Origin of the sequence: Rathayibacter sp. AY1D2 (assembly GCF_002932695.1) — a bacterium.
Taxonomy (GTDB): Bacteria; Actinomycetota; Actinomycetes; order Actinomycetales; family Microbacteriaceae; genus Rathayibacter.
Genome location: NZ_PSVX01000031.1, coordinates 1 through 20,654, shown reverse-complemented (window position 1 = coordinate 20,654; position 20,654 = coordinate 1). Strand labels below are relative to the sequence as shown.

Genomic DNA, 20,654 nt, shown 5'->3' with positions numbered 1-20,654 from the left:
GATCGCGATGACTCTCGTCGGATCGGTCGCGGCGAACTTCACCCGCGACCTGGATCAGAACTACGCGCTCATCGCCTCCCTGGCCGAGGAGGCCCGCGAGAGGGGAGTGCGCTTCCTGGTGCTCCCCGAGGCCGCGATCGGCGGCTACCTCTCCTCGCTCGGCAACCACGGCGACACGGTCGCCACCACCCGCCGCTCCCTCCCGCCGGCGGTGCGCCTGGACGGGCCGGAGCTGCGGCGGGTGCAGGAGATCGTCGGCGACCTGGTGGTGGCGATCGGCTTCTGCGAGCTCGACGACGACGGCGAGACCCGCTACAACGCGGCCGCGCTCCTGGACGGCGGGCAGGTCTACGGCAGCTACCGGAAGGTGCACCAGCCGCTGGGCGAGCACCTCTCGTACTCGCCGGGCCCGGGCTACGGCACCTTCGAGACGCCGGTCGGCCGGGTGGGCCTGCAGATCTGCTATGACAAGGCGTTCCCCGAGGCGGCGCGGTCGATGGCGCTGGACGGCGCCGAGATCATCGCCTCGCTCTCGGCGTGGCCGGCCGCTCGGACGGCGACGGCCGAGAACCTGCAGGAGGACCGCTGGACGTACCGGTTCAATCAGTTCGACATCGCCCGCGCCCTCGACAACCAGGTGTTCTGGCTCGCCTCGAACCAGTCGGGGACCTTCGGCTCGCTCCGCTACGTCGGGAACGCGAAGGTCGTCGATCCCGGCGGCAACGTGCTCGCGACGACGCTGCTCGGAGCAGGCATGGCCGTCGCCGACATCGACGTGCGCGGCGCCTTCGAGGCGATGCGCGACGGGATGTTCCACCTGCGCGACCGGCGGCCCGGCGCCTACGACATCGACCGGGTCTGGAACGGAGGACTCGTCCATGCCTGAGATGACCTTCCACGTCCGCTGGCCGGACGGCTCGGAGGAGCGCTGCTACTCGCCGAGCCTGGTCGTGCACGAGTTCCTCGGGACCGGGACCGCCTACTCGCTCGAGGACTTCGTCGCCCGTTCGAGTGAGGCGCTGCGCATCGCGTCGGACCGGGTGCGGGAGCGGTTCGGGTTCGCCTGCACCTCCGCGATGCAGCAGGAGTCCGACATCCTCCGCACGGCGCAGCGCTTCGAGGGCGGCACGGTCAGGGTGCTCGCGATGGAGCCGCCCGCTCCGGCCGGGCAGCGGGTGCGGCCGTGAGCGCCGCTATCGAGCCCGGGCGCCACGTCGAGGTCGCGGTGGTCGGAGGCGGGCAGGCCGGGCTCTCGATCAGCCGGCACCTGGTCGACGACGGCATCGAGCACGTCGTGCTCGAGCGCGCGACCATCGGCCACGACTGGATCGACCGCCGCTGGGACGCCTTCACCCTCGTCACGCCGAACTGGCAGTGCCGCCTCCCCGGGTACCCCTACGACGGGCCGGACCCGGACGGATTCATGACGCGCGACGAGGTGCACGCGTGGGTGCGCCGCTACGCGCAGAGCTTCGACGCCCCCGTGGTCGAGGGCGTGGAGGTGAGCCGGCTCCGCGAGCGCGCCGGGGGAGGGTTCGAGCTGATCACGAGCGCGGGCGCGATCACGGCCGACCAGGTCGTCGTGGCGACCGGCGGCTACCACCGCCCGGTCCTCCCCGCCGTCGCCGCGCGGCTGCCGTCGGACGTGCTGCAGCTCCACTCCGCCGACTACCGCTCGCCGGAGGCGCTCCCGCCCGGCGGCGTGCTCGTCGTCGGCTCCGGGCAGTCGGGCGCGCAGATCGCCGAGGACCTCTTCCTCGCCGGGCGCGAGGTCCACCTCGCCCTCGGCAGCGCGCCGCGGGTGGCGCGCTTCTACCGGGGCCGCGACTGCGTCGCCTGGCTCCAGGACATGGGCGTGTACGACGTGCCCGTCCACGCGCAGGTCGGCGGGCTCACCAAGCGGGAGTCGACCAACCACTACGTGACGGGGCGCGGGGGCGGGCGGGACATCGACCTGCGCGCCTTCGCCCGCGACGGGATGCACCTCTACGGCCGACTGGCCGGGGTGGAGGGGTCCCGGCTGCGCTTCGCCCCCACGGCGGAGGCGTCGCTCGACTACGCGGACTCGGTCGCGGAGTCGATCAAGGACGACATCGACCGCTACATCGCGGCGCACGGCATCGACGCTCCCGAGGAGGACCGCTGCCGTCCGGTCTGGCGGCCGGAGTCCGAGGCGACCGGGCTCGACCTCGCGCGCATCGGCAGCGTCGTCTGGGCGGTCGGGTTCCGCTCCGACTATCGCTGGGTCGAGATCGGCGTGTTCGACGGCGCCGGCCATCCCACCCACCAGCGCGGAGTGACGAGCGTGCCGGGCCTGTCGTTCCTCGGGCTGCCGTGGCTGCACACCTGGGGGTCCGGCCGCTTCGAGGCGATCGCCCGCGATGCGGGGCACCTGGCGGAGGAGGTCCGGCGAGTGCGCGAGGCGGGGCGCTTCGCTCGGGAGCGCGAGCCGGATCTCGCCGGATAGCCTCCTCGCATGACGGAGACGGTGATGGGTGCGGTCGCAGCGCACTTCGGTCGCGACATCGACCGCACCCTCGCCAAGCTCGCCGGCATCATCGCTCACGCCCGCGAGCGCTCGGTCGACCTGCTCGTGCTCCCGGACGCGACCCTCGGCGGCTACCTGCTCGACCTCCAGCACCCCGGGCCGGACCTGCCGCCGAGCCTCGAGCTCGATGGGCCGGAGGTCGCCCGCGTGGCCGAGCTGGCGGGCGATCTCACCGTGTGCTTCGGGATCGCGGAGCGCGCGCTCGAGGGCGGTCGCGAGGTCCGCTACGACACCGCGGTCTGCGTGCACGGCGGGCGCTTGATCGGCACGCACCGCAAGGTCCACCTGCCGCTGGGCGAGTCCGAGGCGTACCTGCCGGGTCGCGGCTTCGCCGCCTTCGACTCGCCGATCGGGAGGATGGGGATGCTGATCGACTTCGACAAGACCTTCCCGGAGTCCTCGCGCTCGCTGGCCCTCGACGGCGCGGAGGTGCTGGCCTGCCTCAGCGCGTGGCCCGCGAGCGTGACCGACCGCTCCGATCGGATCCGCAACGACCGCCAGGCCCACCTGTTCGATCTCTACGACTGCGCCCGCGCCGCCGAGAACCAGGTCTACCTCGTCTCCTCGAACCAGACCGGCGTGCTCGGCGGCCTGCGGTTCCTCGGGCAGGCGAAGGTCGTGGATCCGGCGGGAGAGATCATCGCGAAGACCTGGGCGAAGGGCGGGCTCGCGCTCGCCTCCGCTGACGTCGCCGGCTCCGTCGCCCGCGCCCGCCGCACGATGCACCACCTCCGCGACCGCGCGGAGCACGCCTACCGGAGCTGAGATGCGGATCTGCCTGCTGACCTACTCCACCCGGCCGCGCGGCGGGGTGGTGCACACCCTCGCCCTCGCCGAGGCGCTCGCGCGCGCCGGACACGACGTCACGGTGCGCACGCTCGCCCGGGGCGGCGACGACTCCTTCTTCCGCCCCGTCGATCCGTGCGTGACCGTGCGGGTGGTGCCCTTTCCGCACCGCGAGGGCGAGCCGGTCGGCGCCCGCATCGTCCGGTCCATCGCCGCGATGGCCGAGGCCCTGCGGGGCGAGGACGCCCCGGTCGTCCACGCGCAGGACTGCATCTCGGCCAACGCGGCGCTCGCCGCCGGACTCGCGCCGATCCGCACGATCCACCACCTGGACGACTTCACCACCCCGGAGCTGCGCGCCTGCCACGACCGCGCCGTCCGGCTCCCCCTGACCCGGCTGTGCGTGTCCGCTGCGGTCGCCGAGGAGGTGCGCGCCGGCTGGGGGCTGCTGCCCGACGTGATCCCGAACGGTGTCGACGCGGCGCGGTTCGCGGCCGCCGTCGACGATCCGCTGACCGGGGGGTGGCGGGCCGAGCTCGGCCCGTACCTCCTCGCCCTCGGCGGCATCGAGCCGCGGAAGGGCAGCATCGAGCTGCTCGAGGCGTGGGCTCTGCTGCGCGAGCGCGGCCACGACGTCGCGCTGGTGTTCGGCGGCGGCGAGACCCTGTTCGACTACCGCGAGTACCGGGCCGCCTTCGACCGGAGGGCGGCCGAGCTCGGGATCGCTCCGGTGATCCTCGGCACCGTTCCGGAGGAGAGGCTCGCTCCGCTCGTCGCCGGCGCCTCCGCGCTGGGCTTCGTCTCGGTGAAGGAGGGGTTCGGGCTGGCGGCGATGGAGGCGCTCGCCGCGGGGGTGCCGGTCGTGGCGCGGGAGCTGCCGGTGATCCACGAGGTGTTCGGGGACGCGGTCCGCTACGGGCGGGACCCCGCCTCCTTCGCCGACGCGCTGGAGGAGGCCCTGACGCTGCCCTCGCCGGACGGCCGGGCCCTGGCCGCCTCGCACTCCTGGGACGACGTCGCGGCCGCGCATCTGCGGTTCTACGAGCGGGTGCTCGACGGCTCGGTTCAGAGCTCAGGAGGAACTCCTCCGGACGGGCCGGGATCCGCGCGAGCAGGCGTGCCCGGATGACTCCGTCCTGCCGCCTGGACACGATCGGGCGCCGCCGGTGACCCGCCGGTCGATCTCGCGCATCGTCACCGGTCTCGCCGACGCCGATCCCGACCGGATCGTCGCCGTGGCCGACGAGGGCGCGCTGACGGCGGGGGAGCTCGACCGCGAGAGCACCCGCCTCGCCCGCGCCTACCGTGATCTCGGCGTCCGGACCGACGACCTCGTCACCGTCTCGCTCTCGAACGCGCTGGACGCGCTCGTCGTCTGCGCGGCGGTCTGGAAGGCGGGCGCCGTGCCGCAGCCGGTCTCGACCGGGCTGTCGGCGGCGGAGCGCGCCGAGGTGGAGCGGATCGCGCGGCCGGCGCTCGTCATCGGCGCGCCCTCCTCCTCCGCTGTCCCGTGGCGCGCGGGCGACTGGCGGCCCGGGCCGGAGGTGCCGGCCGGCTCGCTCGAGGACCGGTGGGCCTCGTCCTGGAAGGCGCCCACCTCCTCCGGCAGCACGGGGCGGCCGAAGGTGGTGCTGGCCGCGGGCCCGGCGCTGCTGGATCCGGACGCGCCGGTCGCGCCGTTCCTGCCGCGCGAGGGCGTGCAGCTGGTGAGCGGCCCGCTGATGCACTCGGCGACCTTCACCTACGCCTTCCGCGGGCTGATGACCGGGCAGCGCCTGGTGCTGCTGCCGCGGTTCGACGCCGCCCGGGTCCTCGCGGCGATCGAGGAGCACCGCGTCACCTGGACCCTGCTCGTCCCGACCACGATCCGCCGCCTGCTGGCTGCGCCCGAGCGGTCGGGGGCGGACGTGTCCTCGCTCGCGACGGTGCTGCACCTCGGAGCGCCCTGCGCGCCCGCCGACAAGCGGGCGCTGATCGGCTGGCTCGGCCCGGAGCGGGTGGTCGAGGTCTATGCGGGCAGCGAGTCGAACGGACTGACGATGATCACGGGCCGGGAGTGGCTGGAGCACCCGGGCAGTGTCGGACGGCCGATCAGCGGGACGACCCTGCGCATCCTGCGGGAGGACGGCACGGAGGCTCCGACCGGCGAGCTCGGCCGCATCTGGCTGCACCGCGGCGAGGCCCCCGCCTACCGCTACCTCGGCGCGGGCTCGCGGCGGACGGAGGAGGGCTGGGACACCCTCGGCGACGTCGGCCGCGTCGACGGGGACGGGTGGCTCTGGGTGGTCGACCGCGCCGACGATCTGATCCTCCGGGGCGGAGCGAGCGTCTGGCCGGCCGAGGTCGAGCGGGTGCTGGAGGCCCTGCCCGGAGTCCGCGGGGCGGTCGCCTTCGGCGTGCCGGACACGGAGCTGGGGCAGGCGGTGGAGGCGGTCGTCGACGTGGGCGACGCGGGCGTGGACCCGGCCGGTCTGCTCGCTCGGGCGAACGCCGAGCTGGGCGCTGAGCGGCGCCTCCGGGCCCTCCGGATCGTGCACGAGCCCGTTCGGAGCGACGCGGGCAAGGTCCGTCGCTCCGCGCTCGCCCCCGTGGCGCAGACGCTCGGGACCCACCGTTCCGCCGGCACCCCGGATGGGCCAGAGTAGGCCCTGCGCCCCCGCGCACCGACCCCAGGGAGACCCGATGAAGTACATGCTGATCATGCGCGCGACCGATGCGGCGAAGGAGGCATACGCCTCGATCCCGTTCGACGAGATCATCACCCGGATGGGGCAGTACAACGAGGCGATGATCGAGGCGGGCGTGCTGCTCTCGGGCGACGGCCTGGCCGACGACATCGCCTCCTCCGGCTTCGTGGTCGACTTCTCCTCCGAGCCGCCGACCGTCGTCGACGGCGCCTACGGCCCGACCGAGTCGCTCTTCAACGGCTTCTGGATCATCGGGGTCGACTCGAAGGAGCAGGCCCGCGAGTGGGCGCTGCGCTGCCCGCTGGTGCCCGGCAACCGCCTCGAGGTGCGCCGGATCACCGACGAGAGCGACTTCGCGGAGTTCGCCGACAACGAGTACGTGCAGAAGGAGGCCGGCTGGCGCGAGGACGAGGCGGCGCGGGCCTCCGGGGACTGACGCGGCGGCGGGCGTCACGCCTCCGTGACGACGCCCGCCTCGACGTGCCAGTGCCGCGTCAGCTGCACCGTCTCGAGCATCCGCCGGTCGTGGGTGACCAGCAGCAGCGTGCCCTCGTACGCCTCGAGCGCCTCCTCCAGCTGCTCGATGGCGACGAGGTCGAGGTGGTTGGTCGGCTCGTCGAGCACCAGGAGGTTCGTGCCGCGGGCCTGGAGGAGCGCCAGGGCGGCCCGCGTCCGCTCGCCCGGCGAGAGCTCGCCGACGCGGCGGCCGACGTGGTCGGCCTTCAGCCCGAATTTCGCCAGCAGGGTGCGGACCTCGGCGGTCGGCCACTCGGGCACCAGCGCCTCGAACGCGTCCGCGAGCGGCACCTCAGCGGCGAGCATCCCGCGGGCCTGATCGATCTCGCCGATCGCCACGCTCGCTCCGAGGGAGGCGCCGCCCTCCTCCGGCTCGGCGCGGCCGAGGAGGAGCGACAGCAGCGTCGACTTGCCGGCGCCGTTGGGCCCGGTGATGCCGATCCGGTCGCCCGCGTCGACCTGGAGCGACACCGGCCCGAGCGTGAAGGCGCCGCGGCGGGCGACCGCGCCGTTCAGCGTCGAGACGACCGAGCTCGAGCGCGGGGCGCTGCCGATCGTGAAGGCGAGCTGCCACTCCTTGCGCGGCTCCTCGACCTCCTCGAGCCGCGCGATCCGGCTCTCCATCTGGCGCACCTTCTGCGCCTGCTTCTCGCTCGACTCCGCCGAGGCCTTGCGGCGGATCTTGTCGTTGTCGGGGGCCTTCTTCATCGCGTTGCGCACGCCCTGGCTCGACCACTCCCGCTGGGTGCGGGCGCGGGAGACCAGGTCGGCCTTCTGCTCGGCGAAGTCCTCGTACTTCTCGCGGCGCTGGCGGCGCGCGGTCTCGCGCTCCTCCAGGAACGCGTCGTAGCCGCCTCCGTAGACCCGGTTGGTGCCCTGCGCGAGATCGAGCTCGAGCACGCGGGTGACGCTGCGGGCGAGGAACTCGCGATCGTGGCTCACGAGGACCGCGCCGCCGCGGAGCCCGCGGACGAAGGCCTCCAGGCGCTCCAGGCCGTCGAGGTCGAGGTCGTTGGTCGGCTCGTCGAGCAGCACCACGTCGAAGCGCGAGAGCAGCAGTGCCGCGAGGCCGACCCGCGCCGCCTGCCCGCCGGAGAGGGAGGTCATCGTCGAGGAGGCGGCCGCGGCGCCGAGCGACAGGCCCAGGTCGGCCAGGACGACCGGGGTGCGCTCGTCGAGGTCGGCCGCGCCGCTCGCGAGCCAGCGGTCGAGAGCGAGGGCGTACCGGTCCGCGATCGAGCCGTCGGGATCGGGGTCGGCCAGGGCGGCGGCGGCGGCGTCGAGCTCGGCGGAGGCCTCGGCGCAGCCGGTGCGGCGCGCGATGTAGCCGGCGACGGTCTCGCCCTCGCGGCGCTCGTGCTCCTGCGGCAGCCAGCCGACGAAGGCGTCGCCCGGCGAGAGCACGACGGAGCCCTCGAGCGGAGCCGTCTCGCCCGCGAGGATGCGCAGGAGCGTCGACTTGCCGGCTCCGTTCGCCCCGACGACGCCCACCACGTCCCCGGGGGCGACCGTCAGGTCGAGTCCGTCGAACAGGGTGCGGTGCGCATAGCCTCCGGAGAGGCCCTTGGCGACGAGGGTGGCGGTCACCGGTCCAGCGTAGGCGCGGGCGACTCGCTAGACGGCCTGGTGATCAGCCGGTCTAGGATGTTCGGATGAGCGACACGAGCCTGCGGAGCGGCGCCGGGTACTGGTACCCGGACGAGTCGTCCACCCGCCGCGCTGTCGAGGTGCTGAGCGCCATGCGCACGTACCGCGTCTCCGAGGTCTCGATGCGCCGCCGCACGCGCGAGCGGATGGCGATGGGCGAGACGGACCTGATCGCCATCCAGTACCTGCTCCGCCAGCAGCGCAAGGGCGAGCTGGTGACCGGCAAGGACCTGGCCTCGCACCTCTCCATCTCGTCCGCGTCGACCACGGTCCTCATCGACCGCCTGGTCCGCAGCGGCCACCTCGTGCGCAAGCCCAACCCGACCGACCGGCGCGGGATCGTCGTGGAGGCGACCGTCGACAGCGACGACGAGGTGCGCGCCACGCTCCAGGAGATGCACCGCCGGATGCTCGAGATCGCCGAGGACCTGGACGCACCCGAGGCCGAGGTCGTCGTCAACTTCCTCCGCCGGATGAGCGCGGCCGTCGACGAGATCGACTCGGAGCACGGCGACGGGCACGATACGGACGAAGCGGACGACGCGGAACCCTCCGCAGCCAAATAGCTAGACGGACTAGTAATAAGCCGAGGGGCCTATAGTCTGGCGGCATGGGTCAATTCCTCTACGGCACTCCTCCCGCCGTCATCGAGATCGAGGACCGGACCCTGGCCCACCTCCAGATCGTGATCTACGCGAAGTTCCGCCGCGACGAGCGCTTCAGCCTCACCCTCGACTCGATGCCCGAGGGCGCGCGGGGCCGCCACTCCTTCTGGATGAACCCGAACATCGCCCTGCAGTTCCACTTCGCGGGGAGCCGGCAGCCGACGATCAACCCGACCTGGGTCGAGCTCCTGATGGACGCGGCGAACAGCGGCGGCGGGCTGCGCCTGCTCACCGAGCCCCCGTCCTGACCCGGTCCCGGTGAGGCCGACCCGGCCCCGGCGACCGCGGAGCTCCCTGCACGACGGTGGATCAGCAGCACCGGCCTCCTGCGACAGCGCACGTGCCCCCGGCCGCCCCGTCTCCTAGGGTGGAGCGGGCGCCGCGGGGCGTGCGGAGGGCGGGGGACATGCGCAGGACGGTCATCGGAGCAACGGCACTGGCCGGTGTGCTCGCGCTCGCGGGGTGCTCGGCGCCCGCTCCGGCTCCGACGGTGACGGTCACCGTGTTCGCCACGGCGACGCCGACTCCGGTACCGGACCCGACCGTCACGGCGGCGCTCCCGCAGGCGACGGCCACGGTCTTCGCGCCGGTCCCCGAGGCGACGGTCACCTTCACGCCGAACGCGACACCGGACATCCCCGAGACCGCCTTCGCGGTCGACAACGGCGCGGTTCCCGGGGCGAACGGCGAGCCGACCCGCGACGGGGAGGGGGACATCGTGAGCTACACCGTGGTGCAGGGCGACACGTTCTTCGACATCGCGCAGCGCTTCGGGATCCCGGTGCAGCAGCTGCTCCGGATGAACCCGACGATCGCCGGAGCCGGCGAGGCGGTCTACATCAATGCAGTCATCAACCTCGACGCGAGCACGCTGGGCTGAGCGGAGCGGCGAGCCGCGGAGGCGGCCGCCCGGAGCGACCCGGCTACTGCGACTTCGGCAGGACGTGGAACGCGACGGCGAGCGATCCCGAGATCATCAGGATGCCGCCGACGAAGAGGAATCCGGCGATGTCGGGCAGCAGGAACGAGTTGCCGAGAACGAGGATCCCGCCGAGGAACAGCACGAACGAGAGGACGACGCCCAGACCAGTCATGCCCTCATCGTACGCAGGTCACGGGAGCAGGAGGTCCGCGAGCTCCTCGGCGCCGGACACCAGCGCGATCGTCCCGACCGCCTCGAGCGGCGATCCGTAGCCCCACTCGACCATGATCGTCGGCACGCCGTGGGCGGCGGCGCCCTGCACGTCGTGCTCGCGGTCGCCCACCATCACCGGCGCCGAGAGGTCGACGCCGAGCTCGCGGAGCCGGCGCAGCGCCTCCTCCACGACGTCGGCCTTGGCGCTGCGGACCTCGTCCTCGGAGGCGCCGCAGATCACCGTGAAGTACTGCGCCAGTCCGTAGTGCTCGAGGATGCGCGTGGCCGCCGACTCCGGCTTGGAGGTCGCGAGCGAGAGCGGCACGCCGGCCTCGGCGATGCGCGCGAGCACCTCGGGCAGCCCCGGGTAGACCGAGGAGTCGAACAGCCCGCCCGCGTTGTAGCGGCGGCGGTAGACCACGAGCGCGGCCTGCGCCTCCTCGACGGTCATCCCGCCGAGCTCGCGGAACGCCTCGAGCAGCGGAGGGCCGACGTAGGCCAGCAGCTCGGCCGGAGCGGGCACGGGGCGGCCCAGCTCGACGAAGGTCTCGACGAGGGTGCCGGTGATGCCGGGGGCCGAGTCGGTGATCGTGCCGTCGAGGTCGAACAGGATGCAGGACCAGGTGCCGGCTCGCGCGTCGAGGCCGGTGGCGGCGAGGGTCGTGTCGGACATGGCGGGCTCCTGACCTCGGAGGACGGGGTGACGCCGGCGCTGCCCCGCCGGGGGCCACACTCTACGGCCGTTCGGCGTCCAGAGCCCGTTCGACGAACGAACGGGTGACGACCTGGGCGATCGAGCCGGGGTCGAGCTGCACGGCGACGAAGTCGGCGGTGCGGATCAGCGCGAAGGCCTCGCGTCCGGGGAGGACCAGCATCTGCACCCGCGGATGCTGCTGCCGGGGGACCGCGGTGCGCACCTCGTCCGTGGAGGTGAACAGCGGCAGGACCTGCTCCCCGGTGGTCGTCGCGACGGTGCGGACGTGCGGCACGCCTCCGGGCTGGGAGCCCGTGACGTCGACCACGAGGGAGCCGTCGAGGCAGGCCTCGAGCAGCCGGTCGACGGCCTCGGCGGTGGGAGCGGCGACGAGCGCCTCCAGTGCTTCCCGAGCCTCCGCATTGCGGTACGGACCGGGTCGCGCCGGGCGTGCAGGGGGTCCGCCTCGTCGTGCCATGGCTCCACGCTAACGAAGACCGGGGCGTGATCGGAATCGCCGGGACCGGTTCCCGGGAATGCGCGCGATCGGTGTCCGGAATCGTTACGGCCGTCTGCGGACACCGTGTCCTCTATTCGACGGCTGGTGGCGAACAGCTCGATTCAGCCGTGATTGCCTCCGCTTATCCTGAACATTCCCCTCGACATGGCGCGAGAAAGGGACGAATGGCGCCATTCATGGCGCACTCGATTGTGAAAGGGGGTAATGTCTCTCCCGGTCCGGGTCGAGACAGTCCGGTCCCGCGAACTCCAGGAGGAAAAGTGGCCCAGAAGATCACGCTTGTCGACGATATCGACGGAACCCTTATCGATTCCGGTGACGGCGGTACCGTCCGCTTCAGCATCGAGGGCGCCAACTACGAGATCGATCTCGGCCCCGACAACATCGCCGAGCTCCACTCGGCGCTCGAGAAGTTCGTCTCGAGCGCCCGCCGTGTCGGCTCGCGCCCCGCGGCCGCCACGAGCGTCGCGACCGCCTCCAAGAGCGACCCCAAGCAGCTCAAGGCCATCCGCGAGTGGGCGAACGCCAACGGCCACCCCGTCTCCGACCGCGGACGCATCCCCTCCGAGGTCCAGGCCGCCTACCAGGCCGCCCACAAGTAGCGGCCGCCGGGCTCTCGGCCCGGTGAGACGCCGCATTCCCGGGCCTCGCGCCCGGTGAGCGGAAGGCCCCCGTGATCCGATCGCGGGGGCCTTCGCCGTGCCTGTCGCCGCGCCTGTCAGAACAGGCGGGTGTGGGAGTCGTCGGTGCCGCGCATGGCCTCGTAGTCGAGCACCACGCAGCGGATTCCGCGGTCCTCGGCGAGAGTCCGCGCCTGCGGCTTGATCTCCTGAGCGGCGAAGACTCCCGTCACCGGGAAGAGGTGCGGATCGCGATTCATCAGCTCGAGATAGCGGGTGAGCTGCTCCACTCCGTCGATCTCGCCGCGGCGCTTGATCTCGACGGCGACGGCGGCTCCCGAGGAATCGCGGGCGAGGATGTCGACCGGGCCGATCGCGGTCATGTACTCGCGCCGGACGAGAGTGTGCCCCTCTCCGAGGAGGCCGATCTGCTCAGCGAGAAGGCGCTGGAGATGCGACTCCACTCCGTCCTTCACGAGTCCCGGATCGACGCCGAGCTCGTGCGCCGAATCGTGCAGCACCTCGTGGATCGAGACGACGAGAGCGTCGCCGGTCTTGCGGTGCGCGACGGTCCACTGTTGCGTCACTCCCGCGGCGCGCGCCTCCTCGTCGGGCTCGCCCGTGATCAGCGTGCAGGGCGGGCTCATCCAGTTCAGCGGCTTGTAGGAGCCGCCGTCGGAGTGGATGAGGACGCTCCCGTCGGCCTTGACGAGCAGGAGGCGGGTGGCGAGCGGGAGGTGGGCGCTGAGACGGCCGGTGTAGTCGACGGAGCAGCGCGCGATGACGAGACGCACCCGTCGAGGATAGACGGCGCGGCTCCGGCGGGCTCCCGGCTCAGCGCGCGGCGACGGGAGGCCGGCGGCCGAGCGGAGGAGCGGGCGGCGGCACCGAGAGCGAGGCGCGCAGCGCGACCGCGAACTCGGCCGGCGCCTCCGCCCACGGGTGGTGGCCGCTCGACTCGATGACGGCCAGGCTCGCCTGCGGCAGGAGCGCGGTGAGCGCCTCCAGAGCGGCGACGCCCGTCACCGGATCGTCCTCGCCGCCGAGGACGACCGCGGGGCAGTCGAGGCGCTGCAGAGCGTCGCGGATCGCCGCGGTGTCGTCGGAGCCGGCGGGAGTCGTGGGACCGGCAGCCCGGTCGTCGATCCCGAGCCAGGCGGTGCCGGGGGCGATCAGGAGCAGGTGGGCGACGCGCTCGGGCGCGCCCACGGCGGCGAGCAGGACGGCGCGGCAGCCGGAGTCGTGCGCGGCGAGATCGAGCTCGTCGACGCCGAGGTGGCGGCGGAGGTCCTCCACGTCGGCGGCCGTCGTGGCCGGGGGAGCGGGAGGCAGCTCCGCGGAGCCGCCCACTCCGCGCGGGTGCAGCACGAGGACGCGGCGCGTGCAGGCGATCGAGGCGAACGAGCCGAGGTAGGAGGGGTGGCGCTCCGGCTCACCGGGGACGACTACCAGGGGCCGCCCCTGACCGGCTCCGTGCTCGTCGACGTGGAGCAGGGCGCCGTCGCGCGCTCGGTACCGCATCCGCTCCCCCTCCACCGCCGTCCTGGGAAGCCTAGGGGGAGGCGCGCCGGGGCGCCCGGGCCCCACGGGGGCTTGCGGAGGCGCGTGGAGCGGGGCGGTCAGCTCCGCCGGCTGCGGGCGGCGGGGGAGGCGAGCCCGGCCACGACCACCAGGGCCAGCACCAGGAAGAGGGCGTTCAGCAGTCCGTAGTGCTCGCCGAGGAAGCCGATCGCCGGCGGTCCGACCAGGAACGCGACGTAGCCGAGCATCGCCACCGCGCTGACGCGGGCGGCCGAGTGCGGCCCCTCCGCCGCGGCCGACATGCCCACCGGGAAGCCGAGCGAGCAGCCCAGACCCCAGGCGACCGCGCCGACGACGACGAGCGCGTCGACCGGGGCGAGGATGAACAGCAGGATGCCGACGATCGCGAGCCCGGCGGAGGCGCGCAGCACCGGGACGCGGCCGAAGCGGTCGAGCACGGGCCCGCCGATCACGCGTCCGACGGTCATGGCGGCGACGAACACGCCGAACACGACGGCGGCGGTCGTCTTGTCGGTGCCGTGGCCGTCGACCATCGCCAGGGTCAGCCAGTCGTTCGCGGAGCCCTCGGCGAAGGCCATGCCCAGCATGATCAGGCCGATGAGGACGAGGCGGCCGTCGCGCCAGACGCCGAGGGAGGCGGCGACGCGCTCGCGGACCGGCGGCTTCACCGTGGTCGCCGCGCCGGAGGTGTCGAGCTCCTCGCGGACCGGGACGAAGCGGATCGCGATCACCGCGGTCACAACGATCACCACGGCGATCGCGCCGAGGTGGACGGCGACGGGCACGGCCAGGGCGGAGGCGCCCGCGCCGATCAGCGCGCCGGCCACGGTGCCGAGGCTGAAGAAGGCGTGGAACAGCGGCAGGAGCGTCTTGCCGAAGGCCTTCTCGTTGGCCGCTCCCTCGACGTTCATCATCACGTCGACCGCTCCGTTGCCGAAGCCGAGCATCGCCATGCCGGCGAAGGCCGCGGGGAGGACGCCGATGACGTCGGCCGAGACGCCCAGCACCGCGAGGCCCGCCGCCGAGACGGTGAGGCCGAGCGCCATGCCGCGCCGGGCGCCGATCGCGCCCATGACCGGCGTCGAGAACGCGAGTCCGACGATCGCGCCGATCGACATCGAGAGGATCAGCAGGCCCACTCCGGCGGTCGAGAGCTGGAGCTCGTCGCGGATGGCGGGGGTGCGCGAGACCCAGGTGGCGATGGAGATCCCGCTGAGGACGAAGATCGTGAAGACGGCGTTGCGCCAGGCGACCAGCTGCGGGCGCGTGAGCGCGGACGTCGAGGTCATGGCGGTTCTCCTGGTGCGGGCGGGATCCGGACACCGGATCGAGAGGCACGGTCGAATCGATTCGAAGCGAGCCGGTCTAAGCTATCCGGAACCCCGGGGACGGTCAACCGACGACGAGCGCGCCGCCCCCACGAGGAGGAACGTGGAACCCCGCAAGAGCCCCCGGCCGACGCTCGCCCGCGTCGCGAGCCGGGCCGGAGTGTCCCCCTCCACCGCCTCGCTGGTCTTCAGCGGCTCCGGCCCCGTCTCGGAGGCCACGAAGGAGCGGGTGCTGCGCGCGGCGTCCGAGCTCGACTACGCCGGCCCCGACCCGCGGGCGCGCTCGCTCCGCCGCGGCCGCTCGGGGATCGTGGGGGTCGTCGTGGACGAGCGGATGCTGCACGCGTTCCGCGACCCGATCAAGATCGCCATGCTCGACGGGATCGCCGACGTGCTCGGCGGGGTCGACGCCGGGATCCTGCTGCTCACCGAGACCGGCGACGGCGCGGGCCTGCTGGCGACGGCCCCGGTCGACGCGATGATCCTGGTCGGCTGCAGCCCGTCGGTCGACGACTCCGTCGCCGTGCTGCGCCGCCGGGGGGTGCCGGTCGTCGTGGTCGAGGGCCTCTCGGAGCTGGGCGGCGCCGTGATCTCGCTCGACAACCGCGAGGCCAGCCGGACCATCGCGGAGCACCTGCGCGAGCTCGGCCACGAGCGGGTCGCGGTGGTCGCGCTCCCGTTCGCGAAGGACCGCCGCCGCGGCGCGATCCCGGCCGGCTGGCGCTCGAGCCCCAGCATCACTCCGGTCGACCGCCTCCTCGGCGTGCAGGACGTCTTCCCGGAGGCGTCGGTCGTCGCCGCCGCGGCGAGCTCCGTCGACGAGGGCGTCGCCGCGGGCCGCACGCTGCTCGAGGGGGCGGAGCCGCCGACCGCGGTCGTCGCGCAGAGCGATCTGCTGGCCGCGGGCGTGATCCTCGCGGCGGAGGAGCGCGGGCTGCGCGTGCCCGAGGACCTCTCGGTGGTCGGCTTCGACGGCGTGCAGGTGCCCGGTCTCGCGGCCGAGTACGACCTCACGACGATGGCCCAGCCCGCGGTCGAGAAGGGCCGTGCGGCGGGACGGGCCGCGGTCGCGCTCCTGGCCGACGAGGAGGCGGAGGCGGTCTGCTTCCACGCCGTCTTCCACCGCGGGAACACCAGCGCACCGCCGCGCTGACCGGAGTTGTCCACAGGCTTCTCCACAGGGGAGGAGTGCGGTCAGCGGAGCCAGACGTCGCTGCGGACCCGGAGCCCGAGGGTGACCGCGCGGGCGCCGAGGAAGCCGACGGCGAAGGCGAGCCAGAGCGCGAGGAGGCGCCATTCGGCGGGGGCGAGCAGGGCGAGCGGGACGAAGACGGCGAGGTTCGCGAGGCCGCTGAGCGCCAGGTAGCGGCCGTCGCCGGCGCCGATCAGCACGCCGTCGAGCACGAAGACGTAGCCGCCGAGCGGAGCGGTGAGGCCCACGACGGCGATCGCCGCGGGCAGCAGCCGCAGCACCTCCGGGTCGCTCGAGAAGACGTACGGCAGGACACCGCTCAGACCGGTGACCAGCGCTCCGAGCACTACTCCTGCACCGATTCCCCAGGTCACACAGCGTTTCGTGACGGCTCGGGCCTGCTCGGCGTCGCCCGCGCCGAGGAGGCGGCCCAGCAGCGCCTGCGCGGCGATCGCCACCGCGTCGAGGGCGAAGGCGACCGTCGAGAACAGCGTCATCGCCACCTGGAAGGCGCCCAGCTCCTCCGCCCCGAGCGAGGTGGCGGTCGCGACCGCGAGCAGGATCGCCGCGCGGAGGCTCGCGGTGCGCAGCAGCATCCAGCCGCCGGATCCCGCGGACGAGGCCAGGCCCGCGAGGTGCGGCCGCAGCGGCGCGCCGACCCTCCGGGCGAGCCGCAGCGCGACTCCCGCGTAGGCCGCGAGCATGGCCCACTGCGCGATCACCGTCCCCAGTGCGGAGCCGGTTATCCCCAGGCCGGCCGGGTAGATCAGCACGGCGTTGAGAGCGGCGTTGAGGGCGAATCCGCCGGCGGCGATCACCAGCGGAGTGCGGGTGTCCTGGAAGCCGCGGAGGAGCCCGGTGAGCGCGAAGACGCCGAGCATGGCGGGGATCCCGGCCATGCTCACCGCCAGGTACCGCACGCCCGCCTCGGCCACCGCCGGTTCCGCGCCGAAGAGCGCCACGACGGCCGGAGCGGTGAGCGCGCCCACCACGGCGATGCCGGCGCCGAGGAGCAGGGCCAGCCAGCCGCCGTCGATCCCGGCCGCCACGGCCCTCCGCTCGTCGCCCTCGCCGAGGGCCCGGCCGACCCGCGGAGTGGTGCTGTACGCGAGGAAGACCATCAGGCCGACGATCGTCTGCAGCACCGTGCCGCCCAGCGCGAGCCCGGCGAGCGGGACGGCGCCGAGATGGCCGACCAGGGCGGAGTCGGTGAGCAGGAAGAGCGGCTCGGCGACCAGCGAGCCCAGCGCCGGGACGGCGAGCCGGAGGATGCTGCGGTCGAGGGCGGAGGTCACCGCTCGACGCTAGCGGCCGCCGCAGCTCCGGGACCGGCGTACCGTGGGCGGGATGCAGCGCTTCGGGATCGGGCTGGCGGCCGTGGGCCGGCCGGCGTACATCACGGCAGGGCGCGACGACGACCTCGGCCCCGCGGCCGAGCGGAGCGTCGACGCGCTGCGCGAGCGCACGCACCTGCTGCTCGACGCGGCGTGGGACGCCGGCGTCCGCTTCCTCGACGCCGCGCGCTCCTACGGGCGGGCGGAGGAGTTCCTCGGCGGCTGGCTCGCCCGGCACCCCGAGCGGCGGGCGGCGCTCACGATCGAGTCGAAGTGGGGCTACGAGTACGTCGGCGGGTGGGCGATGGACGCGCCGGTGCACGAGCGCAAGGAGCACTCGGTCGCGATGCTCGACCGCCAGTGGCCGCTCACGCTCGACGCGCTCGGCTCGGCGCCCGACTCCTACCTCGTCCACTCGATCACTCCCGAGAGCCCGGCCCTCACCGACCGCCCGCTGCTGGACCGACTGCGCGGCCTCGCCGGCTCCGGAGTGCGCGTCGGCCTCTCCACGAGCGGACCCGAGCAGGCGCGCGTGATCGAGCTCGCCCGCGCGATCCCGGAGTCGCCGTTCAGTGCGGTCCAGAGCACCTGGAACCCGCTCGAGCAGTCCGCGGGCCGGGCGCTCGCCGCCGCGCACGACGACGGCTGGCTGGTGGTGGTCAAGGAGGCCCTCGCCAACGGGAGGCTCGTGGCGCACCCGATCGAGCACGCCGGCGCCGCGCCGGACGTCGTCGCCCTGGGGGCCGCCCTCGCGCAGCCCTGGGCCGACGTCGTGCTGAGCGGCGCGGCGACTCCGGAGCAGCTGCGGGCCAACCTGCGCGCACAGCCCCGGGAGCTCGCGGACCTCCCGGCGCTCGCCGTGGATCCGGCCCGCTACTGGGCCGAGCGCTCCGCTCTCGACTGGACCTGAGAGCACTCGAACGAAGTGGTGCGTGCGCTCCGGCGCCGCACGGGATAGCGTTCCTCTCAGCGCCCCGTCTGCCCTCTCTGCGAGGGCTGGCGCGCGGATCGGCCCTCGTGATATCCCCCGAGGGGATCCGCCCCGGCCCGCCACCCCTCTTCGAGTGCGGGCGAATCGAGCTTCCGATTCTCAGGCGATCCGCAGGTTACGGGCGGGGCGACGGCAGTGCCAGAGGAAGCGGGGAGCGCGGGCTTAACGGGGGGTGACGCATCGGCGGGCTATGCCGGGGAGGCCGGACGGCCGTGGTCCGAGGGGTCGATCCGGATGGCGCACTCGAGGAGTTCGGCGCTCCTCCACAGGGCGCGGATCAGCGCGGGCATCCCCGGGAGCGATCGTCACGATCCCGAGCCCTCAGGACTCGGAGCCCCGCCGGACCCGCAGCCGCGTCTCCTCGAGGTCGAGCAGCGACTGGGCGTCGCGGAGGATGCGCTGCGGGTAGGCGCGGCGCGAGCGCGCGTCGAGCAGGGCCTCCCGCTCGGCGGCGACCACGGCGAGCCGCAGGGCCCGGTAGAGGCGGTGCGGAGTGTCCGCGACCGACCTCTCCGTGCCGCGCGAGCGCTCCCAGGCGGCCTCGGAGCGGAGGAACGACGTCTGCCGCACCCGCTCCAGGACGTCCGGAGCGACGCCGTCGGCGCCCTCGACGGCGTCGCCCGGGCGCTCCAGCACCGAGAGGCCCTTCTCGGTGATCTCGTCGAGCAGACCCGCGAGCGCGCGCTGGTCCTCGGGCACGTCGATCCCGCGGATGCCCAGCGCCCGGATCAGCAGCGGCAGCGTGCTGCCCTGGATCAGCAGGGTCGCGACGGCCACGGTGAAGGCGATCAGCACGAGCTGCGGACGGTACGGGATGTCCTCGGGCAGCGACTGCGCGGCCGCGAGGGTCACCACTCCGCGCATCCCGGACCAGCCGAGCACCAGACCGCCGCGCCAGCCGATGCCGTTGCGGCTGAAGTGCCGGTAGTCGCTGCGCCGCAGCAGGTAGCGCCGCTTCGCCCGGCCGCGCTCCTCCTTCGGCAGCTCCTGCGCCTCGGGCGACTCGAGCAGCTCCTTCTGCTCGCGGGCCCGGCGCTCGGCCCAGCGGGTCTGCCAGCGCTCGCCGAGGAGGACCGGCCCGACCCAGAGGAAGCGCACGACGATCAGCCCGACCACCGCGATCAGCCCGATCCCGACCGCTCCGGGCACCGAGAGGCGCGCGCTGTCGGCGTCGTGGATCAGCGAGCGGATCTCGAGACCGATCAGCAGGAACACGCCGTTCTCGAGCAGGAACTGCACGGTACGCCAGTTGACCCGGTCGTTCACCCGCGACTGGGCGGTGAAGGCGCGGGAGGAGGCGTGCCCGGTGTGCAGGCCCGCGACGACCACGGCGAGCACGCCCGAGGCGCCCAGGCCCTCAGCGGGGATGAACGCGACGAAGGGGACGATGAAGGAGAGGACGGTGTTGAGCACCGGGTCCTCGAGCCGCGAGCGGACGAAGACGGTGACGACGCTGGCCACGAACCCGACCACGACGGCCACGACGACCGCGTAGAGGAAGTCGCCGATCGCGGCCCACGGCGTCGCGAGCGTCCCCGCGGCGGCGGCGAGGGCCGAGCGGAGGAGGACCAGCGCGGTCGCGTCGTTGATCAGCCCCTCGCCCTCGAGCAGGGTGAGCAGCCGCGGCGGGAGGCCGAGCCGCCGGCCGACCGAGGTCGCGGCGACGGCGTCGGGCGGGCTGATGATCGCGCCCACGGCGATCGCCAGGCCCAGCCCGAGCTCGGGGAGGAGGAGGAAGAGGAGCGCGCCGACGCCGGCCGCCGAGATCAGCACCAGCACGACCGACAGGCCGGTGATGGTGGTCAGATTCCGGCGGAAGTCGATGAACGGGACGCTGAGCGCCGCCGCGTACAGCAGTGGCGGCAGCACGCCGTCGAGCACCCACTCGTGCGGGACGACCACCTCCGGCACCCCGGGGATGTACGAGAGGCCGACGCCGGCGAGCACGAGGACGATCGGGGCGGCGACGCCGAGGCGCCGCGAGAAGACGGCGACCGCGACGAGGACCGAGACGCCGACGATCGCGGCGATGCCCAGCTCCATCAGCGGAGGCTCTCAAGGGCGCAGAAGGGCATGGTCTCGTCTCCAGGGGGTGGCGGGCGATCGCCCGGGACGAGTCTGCGCCTCTCGGCGGATGCGGGGCAGGGGGTTGCGAGCACCCGGCGTCCCGCGCCGGGGTCAGCCGTCGTCGCGAGCGGCGCGGCGGTCGAGCAGGCGGGCGAGTCCGAGGAGGAGCGCCATGGCGCCGAGCGCCGCGACGGCCAGGGCGAGCGCGGCGCCGGGCTCGAGCGTGATCCCGCGCTCGACTACCTGCGCGCGCAGCACCCGCTCCTTCGTGGCCTCCGAGACGGGGCCGGAGTGTCCCCCTCCACCGCCTCGCTGGTCTTCAGCGGCTCCGGCCCCGTCTCGGAGGCCACGAAGGAGCGGGTGCTGCGCGCGGCGTCCGAGC

At 73.7% G+C, this 20,654-nt stretch carries 24 protein-coding genes; 14 read left to right on the top strand and 10 right to left on the bottom strand.

Features of this window, described 5'->3' with window-relative positions; genetic code table 11:
• Positions 1–7: 7 nt before the first annotated feature.
• Genes C5D04_RS09715 through C5D04_RS09685 form a run of 7 tightly spaced genes read left to right on the top strand, consistent with a single transcriptional unit; the run spans position 8 to position 6,457 of the window.
• Positions 8–886 (top strand): carbon-nitrogen hydrolase family protein, encoded by an 879-nt coding sequence (locus C5D04_RS09715; protein ID WP_104347652.1) that lies wholly within the window; start codon positions 8–10, stop codon positions 884–886.
• Positions 879–1,187, top strand: a complete 309-nt coding sequence (locus C5D04_RS09710) for an MSMEG_0570 family nitrogen starvation response protein (RefSeq protein ID WP_104222634.1) — start codon at positions 879–881, stop codon at positions 1,185–1,187. The genes C5D04_RS09715 and C5D04_RS09710 overlap by 8 nt, the downstream gene beginning before the upstream one ends.
• On the top strand, positions 1,184–2,467 hold the full coding sequence (locus C5D04_RS09705; RefSeq protein WP_219812201.1) for an MSMEG_0569 family flavin-dependent oxidoreductase: 1,284 nt from the start codon (positions 1,184–1,186) through the stop codon (positions 2,465–2,467). The genes C5D04_RS09710 and C5D04_RS09705 overlap by 4 nt, the downstream gene beginning before the upstream one ends.
• A gap of 9 nt (positions 2,468–2,476) precedes the next feature.
• Complete coding sequence (locus tag C5D04_RS09700) at positions 2,477–3,313, top strand: carbon-nitrogen hydrolase family protein (RefSeq protein WP_104250272.1); 837 nt, start codon at positions 2,477–2,479, stop codon at positions 3,311–3,313.
• A gap of 1 nt (position 3,314) precedes the next feature.
• Positions 3,315–4,463, top strand: coding sequence for an MSMEG_0565 family glycosyltransferase (locus C5D04_RS09695; RefSeq protein WP_104222632.1), 1,149 nt, complete (start codon positions 3,315–3,317; stop codon positions 4,461–4,463).
• Positions 4,464–4,500: 37 nt separating this feature from the next.
• Positions 4,501–5,979 carry an AMP-binding protein gene (locus C5D04_RS09690; protein WP_104295065.1) on the top strand — a complete coding sequence of 493 codons (1,479 nt, stop codon included), beginning with the start codon at positions 4,501–4,503 and terminating at the stop codon, positions 5,977–5,979.
• Between the two features lie 37 nt (positions 5,980–6,016).
• Positions 6,017–6,457 carry a YciI family protein gene (locus C5D04_RS09685; protein ID WP_104295064.1) on the top strand — a complete coding sequence of 147 codons (441 nt, stop codon included), beginning with the start codon at positions 6,017–6,019 and terminating at the stop codon, positions 6,455–6,457.
• Between the two features lie 14 nt (positions 6,458–6,471).
• Here C5D04_RS09685 and C5D04_RS09680 read toward each other — a convergent pair whose 3' ends face one another.
• The gene (locus C5D04_RS09680; RefSeq protein ID WP_104308167.1) at positions 6,472–8,124 is read right to left on the bottom strand and encodes an ABC-F family ATP-binding cassette domain-containing protein; all 1,653 of its coding nucleotides are present in this window, start codon (positions 8,122–8,124) and stop codon (positions 6,472–6,474) included.
• A gap of 65 nt (positions 8,125–8,189) precedes the next feature.
• Here C5D04_RS09680 and C5D04_RS09675 point away from each other — a divergent pair, with 65 nt between their 5' ends.
• The 3 genes from C5D04_RS09675 (at position 8,190) to C5D04_RS09665 (ending at position 9,729) form a co-directional block, all read left to right on the top strand.
• Positions 8,190–8,750 (top strand): MarR family winged helix-turn-helix transcriptional regulator, encoded by a 561-nt coding sequence (locus C5D04_RS09675; RefSeq protein ID WP_104295062.1) that lies wholly within the window; start codon positions 8,190–8,192, stop codon positions 8,748–8,750.
• Between the two features lie 44 nt (positions 8,751–8,794).
• Positions 8,795–9,097 (top strand): hypothetical protein, encoded by a 303-nt coding sequence (locus C5D04_RS09670; protein ID WP_068250131.1) that lies wholly within the window; start codon positions 8,795–8,797, stop codon positions 9,095–9,097.
• Between the two features lie 158 nt (positions 9,098–9,255).
• On the top strand, positions 9,256–9,729 hold the full coding sequence (locus C5D04_RS09665; RefSeq protein ID WP_104222627.1) for a LysM domain-containing protein: 474 nt from the start codon (positions 9,256–9,258) through the stop codon (positions 9,727–9,729).
• Between the two features lie 43 nt (positions 9,730–9,772).
• Here C5D04_RS09665 and C5D04_RS18205 read toward each other — a convergent pair whose 3' ends face one another.
• From C5D04_RS18205 to C5D04_RS09655, 3 genes are all read right to left on the bottom strand, one after another.
• A complete protein-coding gene (locus C5D04_RS18205) occupies positions 9,773–9,943 on the bottom strand; it encodes a hypothetical protein (RefSeq protein WP_159911733.1) in 171 nt (56 codons plus the stop codon).
• Between the two features lie 18 nt (positions 9,944–9,961).
• Positions 9,962–10,657, bottom strand: coding sequence for an HAD hydrolase-like protein (locus C5D04_RS09660; protein ID WP_104222626.1), 696 nt, complete (start codon positions 10,655–10,657; stop codon positions 9,962–9,964).
• Positions 10,658–10,718: 61 nt separating this feature from the next.
• Positions 10,719–11,156 carry an SseB family protein gene (locus C5D04_RS09655; protein ID WP_104222625.1) on the bottom strand — a complete coding sequence of 146 codons (438 nt, stop codon included), beginning with the start codon at positions 11,154–11,156 and terminating at the stop codon, positions 10,719–10,721.
• 302 nt (positions 11,157–11,458) lie between these two features.
• Between C5D04_RS09655 and C5D04_RS09650 the strand changes: the two genes are divergently transcribed.
• Positions 11,459–11,800 (top strand): Lsr2 family protein, encoded by a 342-nt coding sequence (locus C5D04_RS09650; RefSeq protein WP_104222624.1) that lies wholly within the window; start codon positions 11,459–11,461, stop codon positions 11,798–11,800.
• A gap of 116 nt (positions 11,801–11,916) precedes the next feature.
• On the opposite strand, the gene nucS is transcribed toward C5D04_RS09650, so the two are convergent.
• The 3 genes from nucS to C5D04_RS09635 all read right to left on the bottom strand — a co-directional run bounded on the left by nucS (position 11,917) and on the right by C5D04_RS09635 (position 14,649).
• On the bottom strand, positions 11,917–12,612 hold the full coding sequence (gene nucS / locus C5D04_RS09645; protein ID WP_104222623.1) for an endonuclease NucS: 696 nt from the start codon (positions 12,610–12,612) through the stop codon (positions 11,917–11,919).
• Positions 12,613–12,652: 40 nt separating this feature from the next.
• The gene (locus tag C5D04_RS09640) at positions 12,653–13,339 is read right to left on the bottom strand and encodes an alpha/beta fold hydrolase (RefSeq protein ID WP_104325516.1); all 687 of its coding nucleotides are present in this window, start codon (positions 13,337–13,339) and stop codon (positions 12,653–12,655) included.
• A gap of 98 nt (positions 13,340–13,437) precedes the next feature.
• Positions 13,438–14,649: a sugar MFS transporter gene (locus tag C5D04_RS09635; protein ID WP_104233017.1), complete on the bottom strand. Its 1,212-nt coding sequence runs from the start codon at positions 14,647–14,649 to the stop codon at positions 13,438–13,440.
• A gap of 142 nt (positions 14,650–14,791) precedes the next feature.
• Between C5D04_RS09635 and C5D04_RS09630 the strand changes: the two genes are divergently transcribed.
• Positions 14,792–15,841, top strand: a complete 1,050-nt coding sequence (locus C5D04_RS09630; protein WP_258065379.1) for a LacI family DNA-binding transcriptional regulator — start codon at positions 14,792–14,794, stop codon at positions 15,839–15,841.
• A gap of 41 nt (positions 15,842–15,882) precedes the next feature.
• Here the strand turns inward: C5D04_RS09630 and C5D04_RS09625 are convergent, their stop codons facing one another.
• Positions 15,883–17,175, bottom strand: a complete 1,293-nt coding sequence (locus C5D04_RS09625; RefSeq protein ID WP_104347651.1) for an MATE family efflux transporter — start codon at positions 17,173–17,175, stop codon at positions 15,883–15,885.
• 52 nt (positions 17,176–17,227) lie between these two features.
• Here C5D04_RS09625 and C5D04_RS09620 point away from each other — a divergent pair, with 52 nt between their 5' ends.
• Positions 17,228–18,124, top strand: coding sequence for an aldo/keto reductase (locus C5D04_RS09620; protein ID WP_104233036.1), 897 nt, complete (start codon positions 17,228–17,230; stop codon positions 18,122–18,124).
• Between the two features lie 402 nt (positions 18,125–18,526).
• Here the strand turns inward: C5D04_RS09620 and C5D04_RS09615 are convergent, their stop codons facing one another.
• Together C5D04_RS09615 and C5D04_RS18200 are read right to left on the bottom strand one after the other, a co-directional pair.
• The gene (locus C5D04_RS09615) at positions 18,527–20,248 is read right to left on the bottom strand and encodes a sodium:proton antiporter (protein ID WP_104347650.1); all 1,722 of its coding nucleotides are present in this window, start codon (positions 20,246–20,248) and stop codon (positions 18,527–18,529) included.
• A 135-nt stretch (positions 20,249–20,383) separates the two neighbouring features.
• Positions 20,384–20,530 carry a hypothetical protein gene (locus C5D04_RS18200; protein ID WP_181127689.1) on the bottom strand — a complete coding sequence of 49 codons (147 nt, stop codon included), beginning with the start codon at positions 20,528–20,530 and terminating at the stop codon, positions 20,384–20,386.
• 33 nt (positions 20,531–20,563) lie between these two features.
• Here C5D04_RS18200 and C5D04_RS18195 point away from each other — a divergent pair.
• Positions 20,564–20,654: LacI family DNA-binding transcriptional regulator (locus C5D04_RS18195; protein WP_181137693.1), on the top strand; the 91-nt coding region annotated here is incomplete at its 3' end.